The sequence below is a fragment of the Flavobacterium aquiphilum genome, from assembly GCF_027111335.1.
In the GTDB taxonomy this organism is placed as follows: domain Bacteria; phylum Bacteroidota; class Bacteroidia; order Flavobacteriales; family Flavobacteriaceae; genus Flavobacterium; species Flavobacterium aquiphilum.
The window spans coordinates 1700717-1719338 of record NZ_CP114288.1 but is presented as its reverse complement, the minus strand read 5'-3'; the positions used below and the strand labels follow the sequence as shown (position 1 = coordinate 1719338).

Here is an 18622-nt window from a genome sequence, read left to right as displayed (position 1 = left end):
AAAAACCAAGCAGAGCTTCTAGGAATTAAACCTAAAAAGATTAAACCTTTAAACAATTAAACTTTTAAACAATTAAACCCTTCAATATGAAAATCAAACAAATTTTTGAAAACAATAAAAAATGGGTGATTAAACAACTCGAAATGGACGAGCATTATTTTGAGAAACTCTCAAAAGGGCAAGCTCCGGAATTTCTGTACATTGGTTGTTCAGACAGTCGGGTTTCAGCCGAGGAACTTATGGGACTTGAACCAGGAGAAGTTTTTGTACATCGCAACATTGCCAATATGGTTCCCAATACCGATTTGAATTCCATGTCAGTTATCAACTATGCAGTTGTTCATTTAAAAGTTAATCACATTGTTGTGTGCGGGCATTATGGCTGTGGCGGTGTTCATGCTGCCATGCAACAATCTGACTTGGGAATACTAAATCCATGGTTGAGAAATATCAGGGATGTTTATCGACTCCATCGAAAAACACTTGATGCCATAACAAATGAAGAGGAAAAATACAAAAAGCTAGTCGAATTGAATGTTCAGGAACAATGCATTAATGTTATTAAAACTGCGGAAGTTCAAAAAGCAAATAATGAGCGAAACCTCAAAGTATATGGATGGATTTTTGATATTCACAGTGGTAAACTAATAGATCTTGATATCAACTTTACCGAAATATTAAAAGACATTACTAAGATTTACAAAATATCGAACTAACAATTTTATAAAAAGCGCCTTGATAATAAGGCGTTTTTTTTATTCCAAAACTCAAAATATTCAATAATACCATTTGTGCATACAAAAACTCTTTTTTGTAACAATAAATTAAGACAAAAAAAAGACAGTCACCCCCATGACTGTCAATTTTCATTTTGAAAAACAAAATCTAAAACCTAACCAAATAAAATTAAAGATTAAAAAAAACGTTCAAAATAGTAAAGTTTGAATTTGATAACCTACTAACTAACTCATAAACTTATAATGCAAAGCTACAATTCTTCAATAAATTTTATTTCTAAAAAATCGTTAAAATTTATATTTTTATCGACTAAATACGTTTTTTAAAAAAATTAACACTATTTAACTTTCTATTTAGATTTTGAATTATATACACAAAATACTATTTTCTAATATATGATTTCATAACCCAAATTTCGTGCCAAATAATTAAAAATACCTAAAACCAAAAAGCATGTAACAAAATTCAGTCTATAACTACTTATGAATAAATTAAAAGTCTTTTGTACTTTTAAAAACATAAATCAATAATCTGCTCAAAAGCTCAAAAAGCGAACTGGCGAAGCAACCAATATTAATCCTAATGAAAAAGCCACTTATAAAAATTACCAATATAAAACGAGATTTTGCACTTGGAAATGAAATTGTATATGTATTAAAGGGCATCGATTTAGAAATTAATAAAGGAGAATATGTAGCCTTGATGGGGCCTTCGGGATCAGGAAAATCAACATTAATGAATTTATTAGGGTGTTTGGACACGCCTACTTCCGGGACTTATATTTTAAATGGAAAAGATGTGAGCCACATGAGAGACGACGAATTGGCCGAAATCAGAAACAAAGAAATTGGTTTCGTTTTTCAGACGTTCAATCTTTTACCCAGAACAACCGCACTAGACAATGTAGCCTTGCCGATGATTTATGCAGGCCATTCAAAAAAAGAACGAACTGAACGTGCCTCCGAAGTATTAAGCCAAGTAAACCTTAGCGACCGAATGGACCATCAGCCCAATCAGCTTTCGGGAGGACAACGCCAACGTGTTGCCATCGCAAGAGCATTGGTCAACAAACCTTCCATTATCCTTGCCGATGAACCAACAGGAAATCTCGACAGTAAAACTTCATTGGAAATCATGAAGCTTTTTAGTGAAATCCACGCCTCAGGCAACACCGTAATCCTAGTAACCCATGAAGAAGAAATCGCCGCTTACGCTCATCGTGTAATTCGTTTGAGAGACGGTATGATTGAAAGTGACACGATAAAATAATTTTAGAAAGTAGAAGTTAGAGATCAAAACTTAAACAACTGACTACTAACCTCTATTTCTATTTGCTAACCTCTATTTTCTAACTTCCAACCTCTAACTTAAAATGAAAGTATATACAAAAACCGGAGATAGCGGAACTACAAGTCTTTTTGGAGGAACACGAGTTCCAAAAGACCATATGCGCATAGAAAGCTACGGAACTGTAGATGAACTGAATTCTTACATTGGACTAATCCGCGACCAGGAAATCGACAAACATTACAAAGACATACTTATCGAAATACAAGACCGTCTTTTTACTATAGGCGCAATCTTGGCCACACCTCCTGAAAAAGAAGTGATGAAAAATGGCGAGCTTCGTTTAAAAAAACTCGGAATTTTAGAAACCGACATCGAATTATTGGAAAAAGAAATTGACAGTATGGAAGATGCACTTCCACCAATGACTCATTTTGTTTTACCCGGAGGCCATCAAACTGTGTCATATTGTCATATAACTAGATGCGTTTGCCGTCGTGCTGAACGACTTGCAGTGCATTTAAGTCATAATGAACCTGTTGCCGAAATAGCAATTAAGTACTTAAACCGACTTTCTGACTATCTTTTTGTATTGGCACGAAAATTGTCTGTTGATCTAAAGGCAAATGAAGTAAAATGGATTCCTAGAAAATAGTATCCAATTTACTGATGTTAGCTAATTAGGAAACAGTATTTAGAATTGATTTTCAGGCATTAAATCTGAAATATTTTTCTTTAAAAATATTGTCTGAAAATACGTTCTTAACTTTATAAAAAATAAATCATTTTTTACTTGTCTTTTTCAGTAAAAAATTTATTTTTGCAGAAACTAAATCGACAAATATGTATTGGACATTAGAATTAGCATCATATTTAAGCGATGCACCGTGGCCTGCTAACAAAGACGAACTTATTGACTACGCAATTAGAGCGGGTGCTCCATTAGAAGTAGTAGAAAACCTTCAATCGATCGAAGATGAAGGCGAGATATATGAATCAATGGAAGAAATTTGGCCAGATTATCCTACAGACGAAGATTATCTTTGGAATGAGGATGAATATTAAAAAAGTAAACCAAGAAAAAGTCTCAGAAGAGGCTTTTTTTTTGCTTAATTTTACGCAGTTTTTTTACAATTAGAATAAAATAGAAATATAAATAAAATTATGAGCTTCATAAACAGTATTATTAAAATCTTTGTTGGAGATAAATCCGAAAAAGATGTCAAAGCCCTTCAGCCGTATTTAAATAAAATCAAAACTTTTGAAGGCCCTTTACAATCTTTGTCTAATGACGAATTAAGAGCAAGAACCGTTTTTTTTAAAGAAAAAATAAAAGAAGCCCGTGCCGAAAAAGACGCAAAAATAGCCGCTCTTAAAACAGAAGTGGAAAGTATTGAAGACATTGACAAACGCGAAGATATTTACACTGCAATTGATGCCCTTGAAAAAGAAGCTTACGATATCTCTGAAAAAACTTTGAAAGAAATTCTTCCTGAAGCTTTTTCTGTTGTGAAAGAGACTGCTAGACGTTTCAAAGAAAACTCTCAAATAGTGGTTACCGCTACCGCAAAAGACAGAGAATTATCTGCAACAAAAAGCTATATTACCCTTGATGGGGACAATGCTATCTGGGCAAACCAATGGAATGCTGCAGGTAAAGACATCACTTGGGACATGATCCACTATGATGTTCAGTTAATTGGAGGAATGGTATTGCACGAAGGTAAAGTTGCCGAAATGCAAACGGGAGAAGGTAAAACTTTGGTGGCTACTTTGCCTATTTACTTGAATGCTTTGACCGGAAACGGTGTTCACTTGGTAACTGTGAATGACTACCTTGCAAAACGTGACAGCACCTGGAAAGCACCATTATTCGAATTCCACGGTTTGACTGTTGATTGTATCGACAACCACCAACCAAGTTCTGAAGGAAGAAAAAAAGCATACGAAGCTGATATTACTTACGGTACAAACAACGAATTTGGTTTTGACTACCTAAGAGATAATATGGCTCATTCACCGGAAGATTTAGTTCAGAGAAAACACAACTTCGCAATCGTCGATGAGGTTGACTCTGTTCTAATTGACGATGCCCGTACTCCACTTATCATTTCTGGCCCAGTTCCACAAGGTGACCGTCACGAATTTAACGAATTGAAGCCAAAAATTGAAAATTTGGTTGCTTTACAACGCCAATTGGCAAATGGTTTTCTTGCTGAATCCAAAAAATTAATCAAAGAAGGAAATACCAAAGAAGGTGGTTTCCTTTTATTGAGAGCTTACAGAAGTTTGCCTAAAAATAAAGCATTGATTAAGTTTTTGAGTGAAGAAGGAATCAAACAACTACTTCAAAAAACCGAAAACCAATACATGGAAAACAACAACCGCGAAATGCCAAAAGTGGATGAAGCGTTGTATTTTGTGATTGAGGAAAAAAATAACCAAGTTAGTTTAACTGACAACGGTATCAAATTCCTTTCTGGAGATACTGAAGCCAACTTCTTTGTACTTCCGGACATTGGAACAGAAATTGCCGCTATCGAAAAGAAAAAATTGGATAAAGACGCCGAAGCAGAAGAAAAAGAAAGATTATTCCAAGACTTCGGAGTAAAAAGTGAGCGTATTCACACATTGACTCAACTTTTGAAAGCCTATACCCTTTTTGAAAAAGATGTGGAATATGTAATCATGGACAACAAAATTTTGATTGTTGATGAGCAAACAGGACGTATCATGGATGGCCGTCGTTATTCTGACGGTTTGCACCAAGCTATTGAAGCCAAAGAAAACGTAAAAATCGAAGCTGCAACCCAAACATTTGCTACCATTACATTGCAGAATTATTTCAGAATGTACAACAAATTGGGAGGAATGACCGGTACAGCTGTTACCGAAGCTGGTGAGCTTTGGGAAATTTACAAACTGGACGTAGTTGAAATCCCAACCAATAGACCATTGGCTCGTGTTGACAAGGAAGATTTTATCTACAAAACAACTCGTGAGAAATTCAATGCCGTTATTGAAGACGTAACCGAATTATCAAAAGCAGGAAGACCGGTTCTTATTGGAACAACTTCGGTTGAGATTTCAGAATTATTAAGCCGTATGTTGAAAATGCGCGGTATTCCTCATAACGTTTTGAATGCCAAAATGCACAAACAAGAGGCTCAAATCGTTGAAGAAGCAGGAAAACCTGGAGTAGTAACTATTGCCACCAACATGGCGGGTCGTGGTACCGATATCAAATTGACTCCTGAGGTAAAAGCTGCTGGAGGTTTAGCAATCGTGGGGACAGAGCGTCATGATTCCCGTCGTGTGGACAGACAGTTACGTGGTCGTGCCGGTCGTCAAGGAGACGTGGGAAGTTCTCAATTTTATGTTTCCCTTGAAGACAACTTGATGCGTTTGTTCGGTTCTGAAAGAGTTGCGAAAGTAATGGACAGAATGGGATTGCAGGAAGGTGAAGTTATCCAACATTCTATGATGACCAAATCAATCGAACGTGCTCAGAAAAAAGTGGAGGAAAACAACTTTGGTGTTCGTAAACGTTTATTGGAATACGATGACGTAATGAATGCGCAACGTGAAGTGGTTTACAAACGTCGTCGTCACGCTTTGTTTGGTGAGCGTTTGAAATTGGATATCGCAAACATGCTTTACGATACCTGCGAGTTAATCGTTGATGAAAACAAAGCTAAAAACAGCTTCAAAGATTTCGAATTCGATATTATCCGTTACTTCTCATTTACTTCGCCAATTACACAAGATGAGTTTTCTAAATTAACTGAGATTGAAATCACAGGTAAATTGTATAAAGCAACTCTTGCTTTCTATAACGAAAAAACAGCGAGAAGCGCTAAAGAAGCTTTCCCAATCATCAAAAATGTTTACGAAGACAGAAACAACCATTTTGAGCGCATCGTAGTTCCGTTTACAGACGGAATAAAAATGTTCAACGTAGTTACTGATTTGAAGAAAGCCTACGAAACTCAAGGAGCTCAATTAGTAGCCGATTTTGAAAAGAACATCACTTTGTCTATTGTTGATGAAGCTTGGAAGAAGCATTTACGCAAAATGGACGAATTGAAACAATCAGTTCAATTGGCTGTTCACGAACAAAAAGATCCGTTGCTAATTTACAAATTGGAAGCCTTCAACTTGTTCCGCGGTATGCTTGATAACGTGAACAAAGAAGTGATCTCGTTCTTATTCAAAGGTGATTTGCCTGTTCAAAATGCGCCAATCGAGGAAGCAAAAATTGAACGTCAGGTTGAGGATTACCAATTAAGCAAAGACGAAATTCCAAATAGTGAAAGTGCTAATCGTGAAGCGGGAGAAACCCAACAACGACAAGTTACCGAAACTATCGTAAGAGATATGCCAAAAATTAACCGTAACGATACTGTAACGATTAAACAAGTGGCAACCGGAAAAACGGAAAGCATGAAATACAAAAAAGCTGAAAGTTTATTATCTACCGGAGAATGGGTTATCGTAAAAGAATAACTTTATTCTAAAACAATTAACAAATCCCCAACCTTAAAATCGTTGGGGATTTTTACATAAAAGACATCTGTGTCTCAAATAAATCCGTTACTTTTGCATAAAAATAAAACAGTCTGAAACGCATTTTTGTCATATTACTTTCATCCATTATTTTGATTCCATCTTTTGGAACCTTAATCATATATGTCAAATTCAAAATAAATCAGGACGAAATTGCGAGAACAATCTGCGTTCAGAGCAAGTTTCCCAAAAACACTTGTCAGGGACATTGTGCCCTTAAAAAAAGCCTAAAACAACAGGAAGAGAATGAAAAAGAAATGCAAAACAACCTCAAAGAAAAAATGGAGTTGGTTTACATTCCAAATACTCATGAAACAGTTGCTACTTTCATAGTTTCTTCTTTTTCTTCTCAAAAAAACTATCTTCATAATGACGGAAAACCAATTTCGGTTGTGTTATCCAATTTCCGTCCACCGTCCTATTTTATATAAATTATAATTCAGCCGGTTTTAACGTAAAACCCTAAGTCCGATTATTTTTATTTTTTGGAGCAATAACTTTTGATTTTCTCTCAAGTTCCCTCCCGCTTTCCGCTACAATCTTGTGAACCTCTCGCCTTTTGGGACGAGACGTTCCACAAGGATTTTCGCTGCAATCGGGGCTAAAAATCGACATTCTGCTTCATTAGCGATTCCAAAAAGTTGAAAATTCAACAATCGCCTTCGGGTTAACCGTTTCAAACAGAAAGAACACAAAGTTTTGTTTTCTTAAAATTATCCTACAGTCAGGAATCCACCCCGCCCCTTGGGCACCCCTCCAAAGGAGGGGAAGTCGTTCGTATTCCCCTCCTTTGGAGGGGTGCCTGAAAGGCCGGGTGGTTTTCATAATATTTATACCAAGACATCGGATAATTATCGGAATTATGCAATCCTTTGCGCCCTTTTCCGTTAAACCAAAACTAGCTTTCAAACCTCTTTTCATTGCTAAAAATCAATGAAACGATAGCTATTATATTCAATTTATATAACACAAAATGAAGAAAACACTATTTACTCTTTTGTTAATGACACAGATAGCTTTTGCACAAAACAAAACAACAAAAGACAGCACAAAAACAGAGACACTTGAAAATGTATTCATAACTGCCAATCGTTCGGCAACTTTGCGCAAAGAAACACCGTCTGCGGTCAGCAAATTGACTGCCAAAACCATTAACGAAACCAAAGCCGTTGCGGCTTACGAAATCATCAATAAAGCACCGGGCGTATTGATGGTTAATCTCGGAAACGAACAGCACATGATGGCTATTCGTCAACCGATGACAACCAATGCCTATTATTTATATCTTGAAGATGGATTGCCAATTCGTCCGATGGGGATTTTCAACCATAATGCCTTATTGGAAATCAACCAATTCAATCTTCAAAACATAGAAGTGGTAAAAGGCCCTGTTTCGTCATTGTACGGTTCAGAAGCCGTTGGTGGAACCATTAACCTAATCTCAATTAAACCGCCCGTTAATCCCGAATTCAAATTTGGAATCCAAGCCGATCAATGGGGCTACAGACGACTTCAAGCTGCAGGAGGAACAACCATCGGTAAAGTGGGTTTTCATATCGCCGGAATTTCAAGTTTACAGGAAAACGGTTGGATGACCTACTCGGATTATAAAAAAGATAATCTTAATGCGAGAATCGATTACAACATCAACAGCAAAACACGATTAATTAGTAATACCATGTGGGGCAAATATTATTCTGACATGAGCGGAACGGTTAATGAAGAAGCTTTTTACAACAGGACATATAAAAGCACTACTGATTTCACCTATCGCAAATCGGATGCCTTAAGAACACGGTTGACCTTAGAACATGATTGGAATGACAATGCCAACAGTTATATCACGGCCTATTACAGAGACAACAAATTGGGACAAAATCCATCCTACGGAATCAAATGGAGCCCGACACTTAACCCAACTACGGCAACGGGCGAAGTTAATTCTAACAACTTCAAAAGTTACGGTGCGATTGGACAGCACGCCCAAAAATTTAATTTTTTAAATGCTAAAATCGTTGGAGGAGCATTATATGATTATTCTCCTGTAAACTACTGGGCTTATTTGCTTGAAATGAAAGCAAATCTAAATCCAGGTGCTCCTGGAAAACAAACGGTGAATTATTATGAAATTACCGCTGAACGTCCCGATGTGAAATTAGCCGATTATACCGCCGATATTTTTAATAAGGCCGCTTATGCGCAACTTAGCTTCAATCCTTTGGAAAAATTATTAATTACCACCGGTGCCCGTTATGACAATCTGAAAGTTAATTACAACAATGCTTTGGACCATTCAAGCGGAACAAAAATTTACGACAAACCCACTTTCAAAGTTGGAGTAAATTACAATCCGTTTGAATCTACAGGATTTTACGGCAACTATGCACAAGGATTTGCTCCTCCGGGAATCACTTCTATTTTTAGAGCCAAACCCGGAACTGGCGGAACAACCGGAAAACCAGCCGAGTTCTACTACAATCTGGAGCCAGCAACTTTCGATAATTACGAAATTGGAGGTTGGCTTTCGTTTTTAAAAGGAAAACTAAACTTTGATTACGCCTTTTATTATATGGAAGGAAAAAATGAGTTATTGAGCGTTCGTTTGCCTGACAACTCAACCGACTACCGTTCTGTTGGAGAAACTAGGCACAAAGGCGTTGAATTTGGAGGTAATTACAACTTCCTTTCTAACCAATTAAATATTCGCTTTGGAGGAACCGTTGCTGAACATACTTTTATAGACTTCGCGGTTTCAGATAAACCAACAGATGCTTTGCAAAACCTGAACGGAAAAGAAATGCCTCAAGCCCCGAGATGGTCCGGCAATTCCGAAATCAGTTATTATCCGAACTGGTTCCCAAAATTCAGAACTTCATTTGAATGGCAGACTGTCGGAAACTATTATCAAGACCAAGTTAACACTGTAAAGTATGCCGGTTATGACATCTTTAATTTCAGGGCTGGTTATGAATGGAAAGGGATTGAAATCTACGGAAACGTAATTAATCTTACCGACAAATTATATGCTTATAATGTTTCCAGAGCAAATACAGCCAGCTCCCAACCTACTTATACTGCTGCTGCCCCAAGAACATTTTTAATTGGTTTACAGTATAATTTTTCCCTAAAAAAACAACCGAAATGAAAAACAAATATTTATCCTTATTGATTTTGCTTACTATTAATATATCAATTGGGTTTGCCCAAAAAACAAACTCATTGCCAATATCCATTCTGAATGAAAGCAATACCAAAACGAGCTGTCCATTTTTTACAAAGAACTCAAAAGGAATTACCGTAATGAGTTTTGCAAAAGAAATTAATAAAGAAACTGTTCTCTGTTATTCCTTATTTGATTCCAACAAAAAGAAATTTGGTAAACCAATTGCTATCGAATCCAGCAGAGGTGTAGAATTGCACGGTGAAAATGCGCCAAAAATAATCTTCAAACCCAATAACGAAATCATTGCGGTTTGGGGTGTTAACAATGCAAGCGAAAAGAAAAAGTACGGTGGATTAGTCAAATATTCGCAATCATTTGACAATGGAAAAACATGGACGAAAGCTATCAATTTAGTAAAAGAGCCATCAAGCATCGACCAACGTTATTTTGATATCGATTTGCTTCCAAACGGAGAAGCTGCAATTATCTGGTTAGACAACAGAACAAATACCGACAAAGAAGGCTCAACATTGTATTATGCAGCGACTGTTGGAAAATCAGGTTTTCAAAACGAAAAACCTATTGCTGAGACTACCTGTCAATGTTGCCGAACCGATTTGTTTATAAGCAAAAAAGGAAAAATCAACGCTGCATTCAGGGATATTATCAACGAAGAAATCCGCGATATGGTTTTAACCTATTCGAATGACAATGGAAAAACTTTTTCGCAACCCAAACGAATCAGCCCGGACAATTGGAAAATTAACGGATGTCCTCACACAGGTCCGACTATGACCGAAAACGAAAATGGATTACATTTCGCTTGGTACACTTCGGGCGGAGGATCGGGAGTTTTTTATTGCAATTCTTCCGATTATGGAAAAAACTTCTCAAAACGAAACATTGTCAGTGACAAACCATCGGCAAGGCATCCACAAATTACATCATTGAACAATAAAGATGTATTTGTTGTTTGGGATGAAACCGTAACCGAAAATGATAATATGTCGGTTAAAATTGGGTTACAGCACCGGGACAAAAATGGAAAAATCATTAAAACAAAATTCATTTCCCCAAAAGGAAAAACAGCGACTTTTCCAATTATTAAAGCAATTAACAAAAATCAATTACTCGTTGCTTGGAGCCAAGAATCTACGGATGAAAATGTTTACTATAAAATAGTTTCGATGAATTAATTCAACGTTTAGAATTTGCTTTTCAAAGCCATTAACCGTTATTTTTTTTACCATTAAGAAATTAAGTTTCATTAAGTCTAAATGTTATTTAATTTCTTAATGGTTATTTTTTTAGATGATGGCAAAATGCCAATTGCTTCCTTTTAGCCCCGGGTGAAGCGAAAATTCTCTTGTCCTGGGGTTCAGGACAAGAAATTGAAGCGGAAAACGGGAACCATGTTTATTAATATGCCTCATCTTTCCGCTCCAAAAAAAGAATAATCAACTTGGATTTAAACGTAAACTTCAAAATTTATTTCGTTAAATTTACTTTCAACAAAATAAAACCGAAAATCAAATGAACGAAATAATAAGCAAACTAATCGATTTCATTGACCTGCATAAAGGAGAAGAAGACAAAAAAAAGGTTTTAGAAAATATAATCAGTAACATCTCGTTCAGAGGTTCTAATCTATGGATTTTGGCGTGTGCCATTGTTATCGCTTCGGTTGGGCTTAATGTGAATTCGACTGCCGTAATTATTGGCGCTATGTTGATTTCGCCATTGATGGGGCCAATTGTTGGAGCTGGTTTTGGATTGGGGATGTATGATTTTGAATTGGTTAAAAAATCAATAAAAAATCTTTTGATAGCAACAGTTGTCAGCCTGATTGTTTCGACATTTTACTTTTATATCAGTCCGTTTAAAGAGGTGCAATCGGAATTGTTGGCGCGTACTTCACCCAATATTTATGATGTTTTGATTGCTTTTTTTGGTGGATTGGTTGGTGTTATTGCCGTTACGAGAGTCGAAAAAGGGAATCCAATTCCGGGAGTTGCCATTGCTACGGCTCTGATGCCTCCTTTATGTACTGCCGGTTACGGACTGGCAACCGGAAATTATTTATTTTTTGGGGGAGCTTTGTATTTATACACTATCAATTGTGTTTTTATATGTATCGCTACTTTTATCATTGTCAAATTTTTGAAATACCCAATTGCCAAGCAAATCGATATAAAACATCAAAAACAGGTGAAGCAAGGAATTACAGTGCTTCTTTTAATAATGATTGCTCCGAGTGTTTATTTTGCCTATCGTTTATTTGACGAAAAAAAATACGTCCAACGAACTGAAAATTTTATAGAAACAGAATTCCCTCAAAAGGATTTTACACTTATTTATAAAAAAACAGATTATAACACCAATCCAAAAATTATTGAATTGGCTTTTTTGTCCAAAAAATTCAGCGCTTTGGAAATCAAAAACTTTAATCAGAAGCTAAAAGAATATAATTTATTGAATACGCAACTTCTGATCAAACAAGACACTTTTGACTTAAAAAACGACATTTTAAATACGATTGGTCATTACAAAAAATCAGGAGTCGATAAAGACCAATTAATCGAGGATTTACAAAAAAAGATTTCCAATTTCAAAGCGAACAACACAAAGGTCAGTCAGGAAGTTTCTATTTTATTCCCCGAAATAAAACCAATTGCTATCACACAATATACGAGTAAAGACAAAACGATTCCGGTCTTATTGTACAAAAGCAAAATACCAATAAACTCTAAATCTCAAGAGAAATTAATCATTTGGCTAAAGCAAAGATTGGAAAAAGACAGCGTTGAAGTTTACAGACAATAGTAAAATACAAAAGGCAAATTGCAAACTAAAAAAACAAAAAAGTGTTCAGCTAAAAAACTGAACACTTTTTTTATCGAATGCTGAAAACTTATTTTACGGGTATATTTTTCAAAATTTCCAAGATAAATTTCCAATATTTTTGTGCTGAAGAAATGCTAGCCCTTTCGTCTGGAGAATGTGCACCGTGGATTGTCGGTCCAAAAGAAATCATATCCATGTGAGGATAATTTGTTCCAAGAATACCGCATTCCAATCCGGCGTGACAAGCCGCTACATTTGGTTTTTCTCCATTTTGTTTTTCATAGATGGAAACCAAAACATCCAATATCTCTGATTTTGGATTTGGAGACCAACCCGGATATGAACCTGAAAATTCTACCTCGCAGCCCATTAACTCGAATGCAGAACGCAAAGCATTCGCCATATCAAATTTGGATGATTCAACTGAAGAACGTGTCAAACATTGCACCGAAAGTTTCCCCTCACCTACAGTAACTTTGGCAATATTGTTTGAAGTTTCAACCAAATTTTCAAAATCGGCACTCATTCGGTAAACGCCATTGTGCGCAGCATACATCGCTCTAACGAAATAAAATTGGGCTATTGGTGGCAAAACTTTTGCCGGAACTTTATCTAGTTTTTCGAAAACCACTTCCAAATTTGGTTCGGTTGTTTGAAACTCCGCTTTGATTTCATTTACGATTTGTAACATATCAAAAACAAAAGCCTCGTCGTAAACAGCGGCTATAATTACTTTCGCCGCACTTTCACGAGGAATTGCGTTACGAAGGCTTCCCCCATTGATTTCGGAAATTTGCAATCCAAAATTATCAAAACCATCAAACAATAAACGGTTCATGATTTTGTTTGCATTTCCCAAACCTTTATGAATATCCATCCCTGAATGCCCACCGTTCAAGCCTTTTACTTTTATAAGATAACCAACGGAACCTTCAGGGGTTGGCTCTTCGTCGTACTCAGCAGTGGCTGTAACATCCATTCCTCCGGCGCATCCAATACCTATTTCATTATCTTCTTCGGTATCTAAATTCAATAAAATATCACCTTTAAGAATCCCTCCCTGCAAATTCAAGGCTCCGGTCATTCCGGTTTCCTCATCAATGGTAAACAAAGCTTCAATTGCCGGATGTGGAATCTCTTTGCTTTCCAAAATCGCCATTATAGTAGCAACTCCAAGACCATTATCGGCACCAAGTGTTGTCCCGCGGGCACGAACCCAATCCCCATCAACATACATATCGATTCCTTGAGTATCAAAATCAAAAACCGTATCGGCATTCTTTTGATGAACCATATCCAAATGTCCTTGCAAAACAACCGTTTTTCTGTTTTCCATTCCCGGAGTGGCAGGTTTGCGGATAATTACATTTCGGATTTCGTCCTCAAAAGTTTCTAGTCCCAAACGGGTACCGAAGTCTTTCATAAATTCAATTACACGCTCTTCTTTTTTCGAAGGACGAGGTACCGCATTCAAATCGGCAAATTTGTTCCAAAGCTCTTTTGGTTCTAGATTTCTTATTTCTTGACTCATTTATATTTTTGTTTTTATTCAATTCCTTCAATACGATCCATAAAAACGTTCACTAGTTTGTGGTTTTTATTTATTACAACAATATCATCCCAAAGTTTTGTAATTGTTTCAAAAAAAGAATTCATCTTCATGTTTCCAAAACGAAGATGAATAACCCTAGGAGGTGGATCTACAAACATTATTTTATTTGAAAAGTCACTATCCTTACTGATAATAGTTAAATTATTTATTTTGGCATAATTCCAAATTTGCTCATCTGTCCATTCATCGTTAATATCCTTAACATGAATAAAATCGGGAGTATTCCAAAGCGAAAAGTAGTAGGGTAAATTGGCATCGATAACAAACTCAGCCATTAAGCGACTCTTTTTATGGTAAAATTTCTATTCATCAATTCTGATGCAAATTTCAAGCAAGCATCAATATCCTCTGCTTCTAATGAAGGATACTGTTTTAAAATTGTTTCTTTTTCTTCGCCGGCACTTAAAAATTCAAGAATCGTTTGCACAGCTATTCTCTTGCCTCGGATAGTGGGTTTTCCGTTGCAAATTTTATCATCAATGGTAATCCTGTCTGCAATATATTCCATGTTCTTTAATTTTACTCAAATTTACAAAAAAAAGGGTGCGCAAATTTCAATTATAGATTTAATAAAATCTAGTCTTGGCATCATTTCGAAAATATTATATTCGCATTAAAAGCCTCATAATTCTCCAAGCTTCACAAAATTACAAAAAAGAAACAGTACTTCTTTATTTATAATTAAATTTACCGTCAAATTCTACATTGTGAAAAAAAGCTACATTCTACCTATATTTTTGCTGATACAAATCCTAATCCTAAAAATACTCCGGTCTTTTCCGGAAAGTGTTGAGCGTTTTTACAGCAACGGATTTTATCAATTCCTTTCAAAACCTTTGCGAATTATTTTGGGGAAAATTCCATTCTCGGTGGGCGATTGTATCTATTTTATTCTAATTTTATTTGCTTTAAAATGGTTTTGGAAAAACAGAAAATCTTGGAAATCCGAATGGAAAAAAAATATCTTAACTGTTTTAAGTGTTTTGTCTGTCTTTTATTTTTTCTTCCATTTCTTTTGGGCATTGAATTATTACCGTGAGCCACTTTTTGAAAAAATGAACATTGAACGAGACTACACTGATAAAGATTTGTTGGCTTTTACCAAAAAATTAATTGCCAAAACAAACGATATCCAAAATCAGATTACCAAAAATGACAGTTTGAAAGTAGTATTTCCGTATTCTCAAAATCAGGTTTTTGACATGAATCAAAATGGATATGAAAATTTATCCAAAGAATATCCATTTTTCACTTACACTCATTTAAGTATAAAAAAATCACTTTTTAGTTTACCACTTACTTATATGGGTTTTGGTGGCTATCTGAACCCGTTTACCAATGAAGCGCAAGTTAATTATTTGGGACCAATGTACAGTTTCCCGATGACCACAAACCACGAAATGGCACATCAAATGGGGTATGCGAGCGAAAGTGAATGCAATTTTATTGGTTTTATGTCTTCTATAAAAAATAAAAATCTGTATTTTCAATATTCGGGTTATAGCATGGCGTTGCGTTACTGTTTGGGTAATTGGCAGGTAAGAGACGAAAAAGTGTTAAAGCAATTACTGAAGATCGTTAATAAAGGAATCCTGAAGAATTACAAAGAGAGTGAGGATTTTTGGGATCAATACGAAACCCCGATCGAAACCGGTTTCCATATTTTTTATGACCGTTTCCTAAAAATCAACCAACAAAAAGACGGAATGGACAGTTATAGCAAATTTGTGAATTTGATGGTGAATTATTACAAAGAAAGACCCTTATAAATCACTTGTAATCTTTAATTTGTACACAAGAAGCATTTTTTACTTTGCTTTCAGAGCATTTCTTTAACAAACCTGTAACCAAATCTCTTTTGAAAACAACTACATTTCCAGTCGATTGATTGGCTACAATTACAAATTTTCCTTGTGGATCAATAGCAAAAACTCTTGGAGTTTTGCCAAAAGTAGGCTGATATCCCACCAATTTTAAAGTTCCGTTATTTTCAATCGAAAAAATAGCAATATTATTTTCTTCACCACGATTGGAAGCGTACAGAAAACGACCATCGGGAGAAATGTGAACCTCGCTGCTGCCAAAGCCTTTTACAATCTCATCAGGATGTGTTGCGATTCTTTGAATTCGGTCTAATTTACCGTTATCATAGTTATAAATGCAAACAAAACCAGCCATTTCTTCAATGCAATAAGCAAATTTTCCATTGGGATGAAAGGCAAAATGTCTTGGTCCACTTCCTAAAGTAACTTGGGTAAATGGATACTGAGTCTCTTGGAGTGGCTCTTTTTTTGAACTGTCAAATTGGTAGCATCTTATTTTATCAGAACCTAAATCAGGCAGGAAGACATAATCACAATTGGGAGAAAACACACTGGAATGAACATGAGATCGGTCTTGTCTTTCTTTGTTTACACTTCCTTCCGAATACGAAAAACTTTGAACAAGCGGACTTATTTTTCCATCTTCGCTTACTGCATGAACGTCAACACTTCCTTCTGTATAATTGGCATTTACAATCCATTTTCCGCTTTTATGTACCGAAATATAAACGGGATTTTCGCCACCGCTTTTTTCACTATTTATAAATATCAACCTCTTATTTTGAGGTTTAAACTCAAAACTACTTACACTTCCTGCTTTTGGTGTTTTGGCATCGGTACAGGAATAAACATATTTTCCGTTTGGAGAAACTGTTAAATAAGCGGGATTTAAAACATCCTTAACCGTTGTAATTTTCTTTAGTTTACCTTTTACCGTATCCAACTGGAAAACATAAATTCCTTTTTTGGCTTTATCTAAATTATAAGACCCTACAAAAACATATTTGCTTTGAGAATAAAAATTGAAGCTTATAAAGGATATGAATAAAATAGTAAGCATCGATTTGCTTTTTTTGGAAATCGCACTTTTAATTCTTGAAAGGAAATTTGATGGCTGCAAAATTTTTGTATTTAATATATTTTCAGAGTTGCTAAGTTATGGCATTTTAATTAGGTTTGCGGCCAAAAATTATTGAATATTCGTCGTCTAAGGGCTTATGAAAAACTAAACTCCCGGATTAGCCCCGATTGCAGCGAAAATCCTCTTGTACTGGGGTTCAGTACAAGAGATTACTTCGTCAGTTCGCTATCGCTCGTGTGTAGCGGAAAGCGGGACAAATGTTGTTATACAAAATGTTTTTCTGCTCCTAAAAATTAAAATATAAAAACTGTTTTGTAACAAAATGTTCAGTCGTTGTACTAATGGAATATGAGTGAAAATTTAGAACCTTCTTTTGTCAAGCAACTGCAAGAAAACCAGAATATAATCCACAAGATTTGTCGATTGTATACAGCTGGTGAGGATGCGCACAAGGATTTGTTTCAGGAGATCACGATTCAGCTATGGAAGGCTTTTCCAAAATTTAGGGGCGAAAGCAAATTTTCTACTTGGGCTTATCGAGTCGCCCTGAATACAGCAATCACATTGTACCGAAAAAACAAACGCAGTATTGCAACTGTTGAGTATGAAGGCAAACAACATTTTACACATGACATAGAATACAATTATGAAGAGGAAGAACAGTTGAAATTGATGTATCGGGCCGTTTATCAGCTGAATGACATTGAAAAAGCATTAGTATTTATGTATTTAGAAGACAAGGACTACACTGAAATATCGGAAACTTTAGGAATTAGCGAAGTGAATGCAAGGGTAAAAATGAATCGAATAAAAGGGAAATTAAAGAAAATCTTAAATCCATTAGGTGTATGAAAGAGTTGGATTTATTAAAAAAAGACTGGCAGAAGAATAGTGGATCTTTTGAACAGGTATCGGAAAATGACATTTACAAAATGATTCACAAAAAATCGTCTTCGGTAGTGAAGTGGATTTTTATTGTGAGCATCATCGAACTTGGATTGGGACTGGTTTCAGGACTGGCTTTATCTTTTACAAAATATGACGAAAAAAATGTAGAATTGATTAAACGTTTGGGTGTCTATGGTTACTACATTGCAGCCACTATTGTCCTTTATATTGTCATTTTGTATTTTATATTTAAGTTTTACACTATGTACCGTAAAATTGCGGTAGATGACAACACCAAAAAACTTCTTTCGACGATATTAAAAACACGAAAAGTGGTAAAACAATACATTGCATTTAACTTATCGTTTTTTGCATTGTTTTTTATCATTTTTGGAGGGTATTTGTTTTATGAAGGCTACCTTGAAGGAGCATCCAAAAATGGTGTGATTCATCCCGAAATGCCATTAAACATAGCTTTGATATCTTTCATAGTATTAATACTGGCCACAGCAATTTTTACTTTTGTTTTATGGTTAATCTACAAATTAATCTATGGTCTATTATTAAAACGACTGCAAAATAACTTCGAAGAATTGAAGAAAATTGATTTATAAAAAAGG

The 18622-nt window shown here is 35.6% G+C and carries 16 protein-coding genes; 12 read left to right on the top strand and 4 right to left on the bottom strand.

Annotated features, from left to right (window positions below; all coding sequences use genetic code 11):
* The first annotated feature begins 86 nt into the window (after nt 1–86).
* From OZP12_RS07315 to OZP12_RS07275, 9 genes are all read left to right on the top strand, one after another.
* On the top strand, nt 87–716 hold the full coding sequence (locus OZP12_RS07315) for a carbonic anhydrase (protein ID WP_281228390.1): 630 nt from the start codon (nt 87–89) through the stop codon (nt 714–716).
* A gap of 604 nt (nt 717–1320) precedes the next feature.
* Nucleotides 1321–2007 carry an ABC transporter ATP-binding protein gene (locus OZP12_RS07310; protein WP_281228389.1) on the top strand — a complete coding sequence of 229 codons (687 nt, stop codon included), beginning with the start codon at nt 1321–1323 and terminating at the stop codon, nt 2005–2007.
* Nucleotides 2008–2110: 103 nt separating this feature from the next.
* A complete protein-coding gene (locus tag OZP12_RS07305; RefSeq protein ID WP_281228388.1) occupies nt 2111–2680 on the top strand; it encodes a cob(I)yrinic acid a,c-diamide adenosyltransferase in 570 nt (189 codons plus the stop codon).
* Between the two features lie 188 nt (nt 2681–2868).
* Entirely contained in the window at nt 2869–3090 is a 222-nt protein-coding gene (locus tag OZP12_RS07300) for a DUF2795 domain-containing protein (protein WP_007138072.1), read from the top strand.
* A 99-nt stretch (nt 3091–3189) separates the two neighbouring features.
* Nucleotides 3190–6531 (top strand): preprotein translocase subunit SecA, encoded by a 3342-nt coding sequence (secA, locus tag OZP12_RS07295; protein WP_281228387.1) that lies wholly within the window; start codon nt 3190–3192, stop codon nt 6529–6531.
* Nucleotides 6532–6683: 152 nt separating this feature from the next.
* Entirely contained in the window at nt 6684–7022 is a 339-nt protein-coding gene (locus tag OZP12_RS07290) for a hypothetical protein (RefSeq protein ID WP_281228386.1), read from the top strand.
* A gap of 542 nt (nt 7023–7564) precedes the next feature.
* Nucleotides 7565–9736 (top strand): TonB-dependent receptor, encoded by a 2172-nt coding sequence (locus tag OZP12_RS07285; RefSeq protein WP_281228385.1) that lies wholly within the window; start codon nt 7565–7567, stop codon nt 9734–9736.
* Nucleotides 9733–10950 carry a sialidase family protein gene (locus OZP12_RS07280; RefSeq protein ID WP_281228384.1) on the top strand — a complete coding sequence of 406 codons (1218 nt, stop codon included), beginning with the start codon at nt 9733–9735 and terminating at the stop codon, nt 10948–10950. The genes OZP12_RS07285 and OZP12_RS07280 overlap by 4 nt, the downstream gene beginning before the upstream one ends.
* Nucleotides 10951–11287: 337 nt before the next feature.
* The gene (locus OZP12_RS07275) at nt 11288–12577 is read left to right on the top strand and encodes a DUF389 domain-containing protein (protein ID WP_281228383.1); all 1290 of its coding nucleotides are present in this window, start codon (nt 11288–11290) and stop codon (nt 12575–12577) included.
* 88 nt (nt 12578–12665) lie between these two features.
* Here the strand turns inward: OZP12_RS07275 and OZP12_RS07270 are convergent, their stop codons facing one another.
* Genes OZP12_RS07270 through OZP12_RS07260 form a run of 3 tightly spaced genes read right to left on the bottom strand, consistent with a single transcriptional unit; the run spans nt 12666 to nt 14718 of the window.
* Complete coding sequence (locus OZP12_RS07270; protein WP_281228382.1) at nt 12666–14129, bottom strand: aminoacyl-histidine dipeptidase; 1464 nt, start codon at nt 14127–14129, stop codon at nt 12666–12668.
* 14 nt (nt 14130–14143) lie between these two features.
* Entirely contained in the window at nt 14144–14485 is a 342-nt protein-coding gene (locus OZP12_RS07265) for a DUF5615 family PIN-like protein (RefSeq protein ID WP_281228381.1), read from the bottom strand.
* Nucleotides 14485–14718: a DUF433 domain-containing protein gene (locus tag OZP12_RS07260; protein ID WP_281228380.1), complete on the bottom strand. Its 234-nt coding sequence runs from the start codon at nt 14716–14718 to the stop codon at nt 14485–14487. Before OZP12_RS07260 ends, OZP12_RS07265 begins: the two co-directional genes overlap by 1 nt.
* 199 nt (nt 14719–14917) lie before the next feature.
* Between OZP12_RS07260 and OZP12_RS07255 the strand changes: the two genes are divergently transcribed.
* Nucleotides 14918–15979, top strand: a complete 1062-nt coding sequence (locus OZP12_RS07255) for a DUF3810 domain-containing protein (RefSeq protein WP_281228379.1) — start codon at nt 14918–14920, stop codon at nt 15977–15979.
* A gap of 1 nt (nt 15980) precedes the next feature.
* Here OZP12_RS07255 and OZP12_RS07250 read toward each other — a convergent pair whose 3' ends face one another.
* Nucleotides 15981–17093 carry a lactonase family protein gene (locus tag OZP12_RS07250; RefSeq protein WP_281228378.1) on the bottom strand — a complete coding sequence of 371 codons (1113 nt, stop codon included), beginning with the start codon at nt 17091–17093 and terminating at the stop codon, nt 15981–15983.
* A 369-nt stretch (nt 17094–17462) separates the two neighbouring features.
* Here OZP12_RS07250 and OZP12_RS07245 point away from each other — a divergent pair, with 369 nt between their 5' ends.
* On the top strand, nt 17463–17966 hold the full coding sequence (locus OZP12_RS07245; RefSeq protein WP_281228377.1) for an RNA polymerase sigma factor: 504 nt from the start codon (nt 17463–17465) through the stop codon (nt 17964–17966).
* Nucleotides 17963–18616: a DUF8845 family protein gene (locus tag OZP12_RS07240; protein ID WP_281228376.1), complete on the top strand. Its 654-nt coding sequence runs from the start codon at nt 17963–17965 to the stop codon at nt 18614–18616. The genes OZP12_RS07245 and OZP12_RS07240 overlap by 4 nt, the downstream gene beginning before the upstream one ends.
* Nucleotides 18617–18622: the final 6 nt, after the last annotated feature.

Bases quoted from the DNA above. Each gene is read 5' to 3' on its own strand.
- OZP12_RS07315 (WP_281228390.1), top strand. From the start codon at position 87: ATGAAAATCAAACAAATTTTTGAAAACAATAAAAAATGGGTGATTAAA.
- OZP12_RS07310 (WP_281228389.1), top strand. From the start codon at position 1,321: ATGAAAAAGCCACTTATAAAAATTACCAATATAAAACGAGATTTTGCA.
- OZP12_RS07305 (WP_281228388.1), top strand. From the start codon at position 2,111: ATGAAAGTATATACAAAAACCGGAGATAGCGGAACTACAAGTCTTTTT.
- OZP12_RS07300 (WP_007138072.1), top strand. From the start codon at position 2,869: ATGTATTGGACATTAGAATTAGCATCATATTTAAGCGATGCACCGTGG.
- secA (WP_281228387.1), top strand. From the start codon at position 3,190: ATGAGCTTCATAAACAGTATTATTAAAATCTTTGTTGGAGATAAATCC.
- OZP12_RS07285 (WP_281228385.1), top strand. From the start codon at position 7,565: ATGAAGAAAACACTATTTACTCTTTTGTTAATGACACAGATAGCTTTT.
- OZP12_RS07280 (WP_281228384.1), top strand. From the start codon at position 9,733: ATGAAAAACAAATATTTATCCTTATTGATTTTGCTTACTATTAATATA.
- OZP12_RS07275 (WP_281228383.1), top strand. From the start codon at position 11,288: ATGAACGAAATAATAAGCAAACTAATCGATTTCATTGACCTGCATAAA.
- OZP12_RS07270 (WP_281228382.1), bottom strand. From the start codon at position 14,129: ATGAGTCAAGAAATAAGAAATCTAGAACCAAAAGAGCTTTGGAACAAA.
- OZP12_RS07265 (WP_281228381.1), bottom strand. From the start codon at position 14,485: ATGGCTGAGTTTGTTATCGATGCCAATTTACCCTACTACTTTTCGCTT.
- OZP12_RS07260 (WP_281228380.1), bottom strand. From the start codon at position 14,718: ATGGAATATATTGCAGACAGGATTACCATTGATGATAAAATTTGCAAC.
- OZP12_RS07250 (WP_281228378.1), bottom strand. From the start codon at position 17,093: ATGCTTACTATTTTATTCATATCCTTTATAAGCTTCAATTTTTATTCT.
- OZP12_RS07245 (WP_281228377.1), top strand. From the start codon at position 17,463: ATGAGTGAAAATTTAGAACCTTCTTTTGTCAAGCAACTGCAAGAAAAC.
- OZP12_RS07240 (WP_281228376.1), top strand. From the start codon at position 17,963: ATGAAAGAGTTGGATTTATTAAAAAAAGACTGGCAGAAGAATAGTGGA.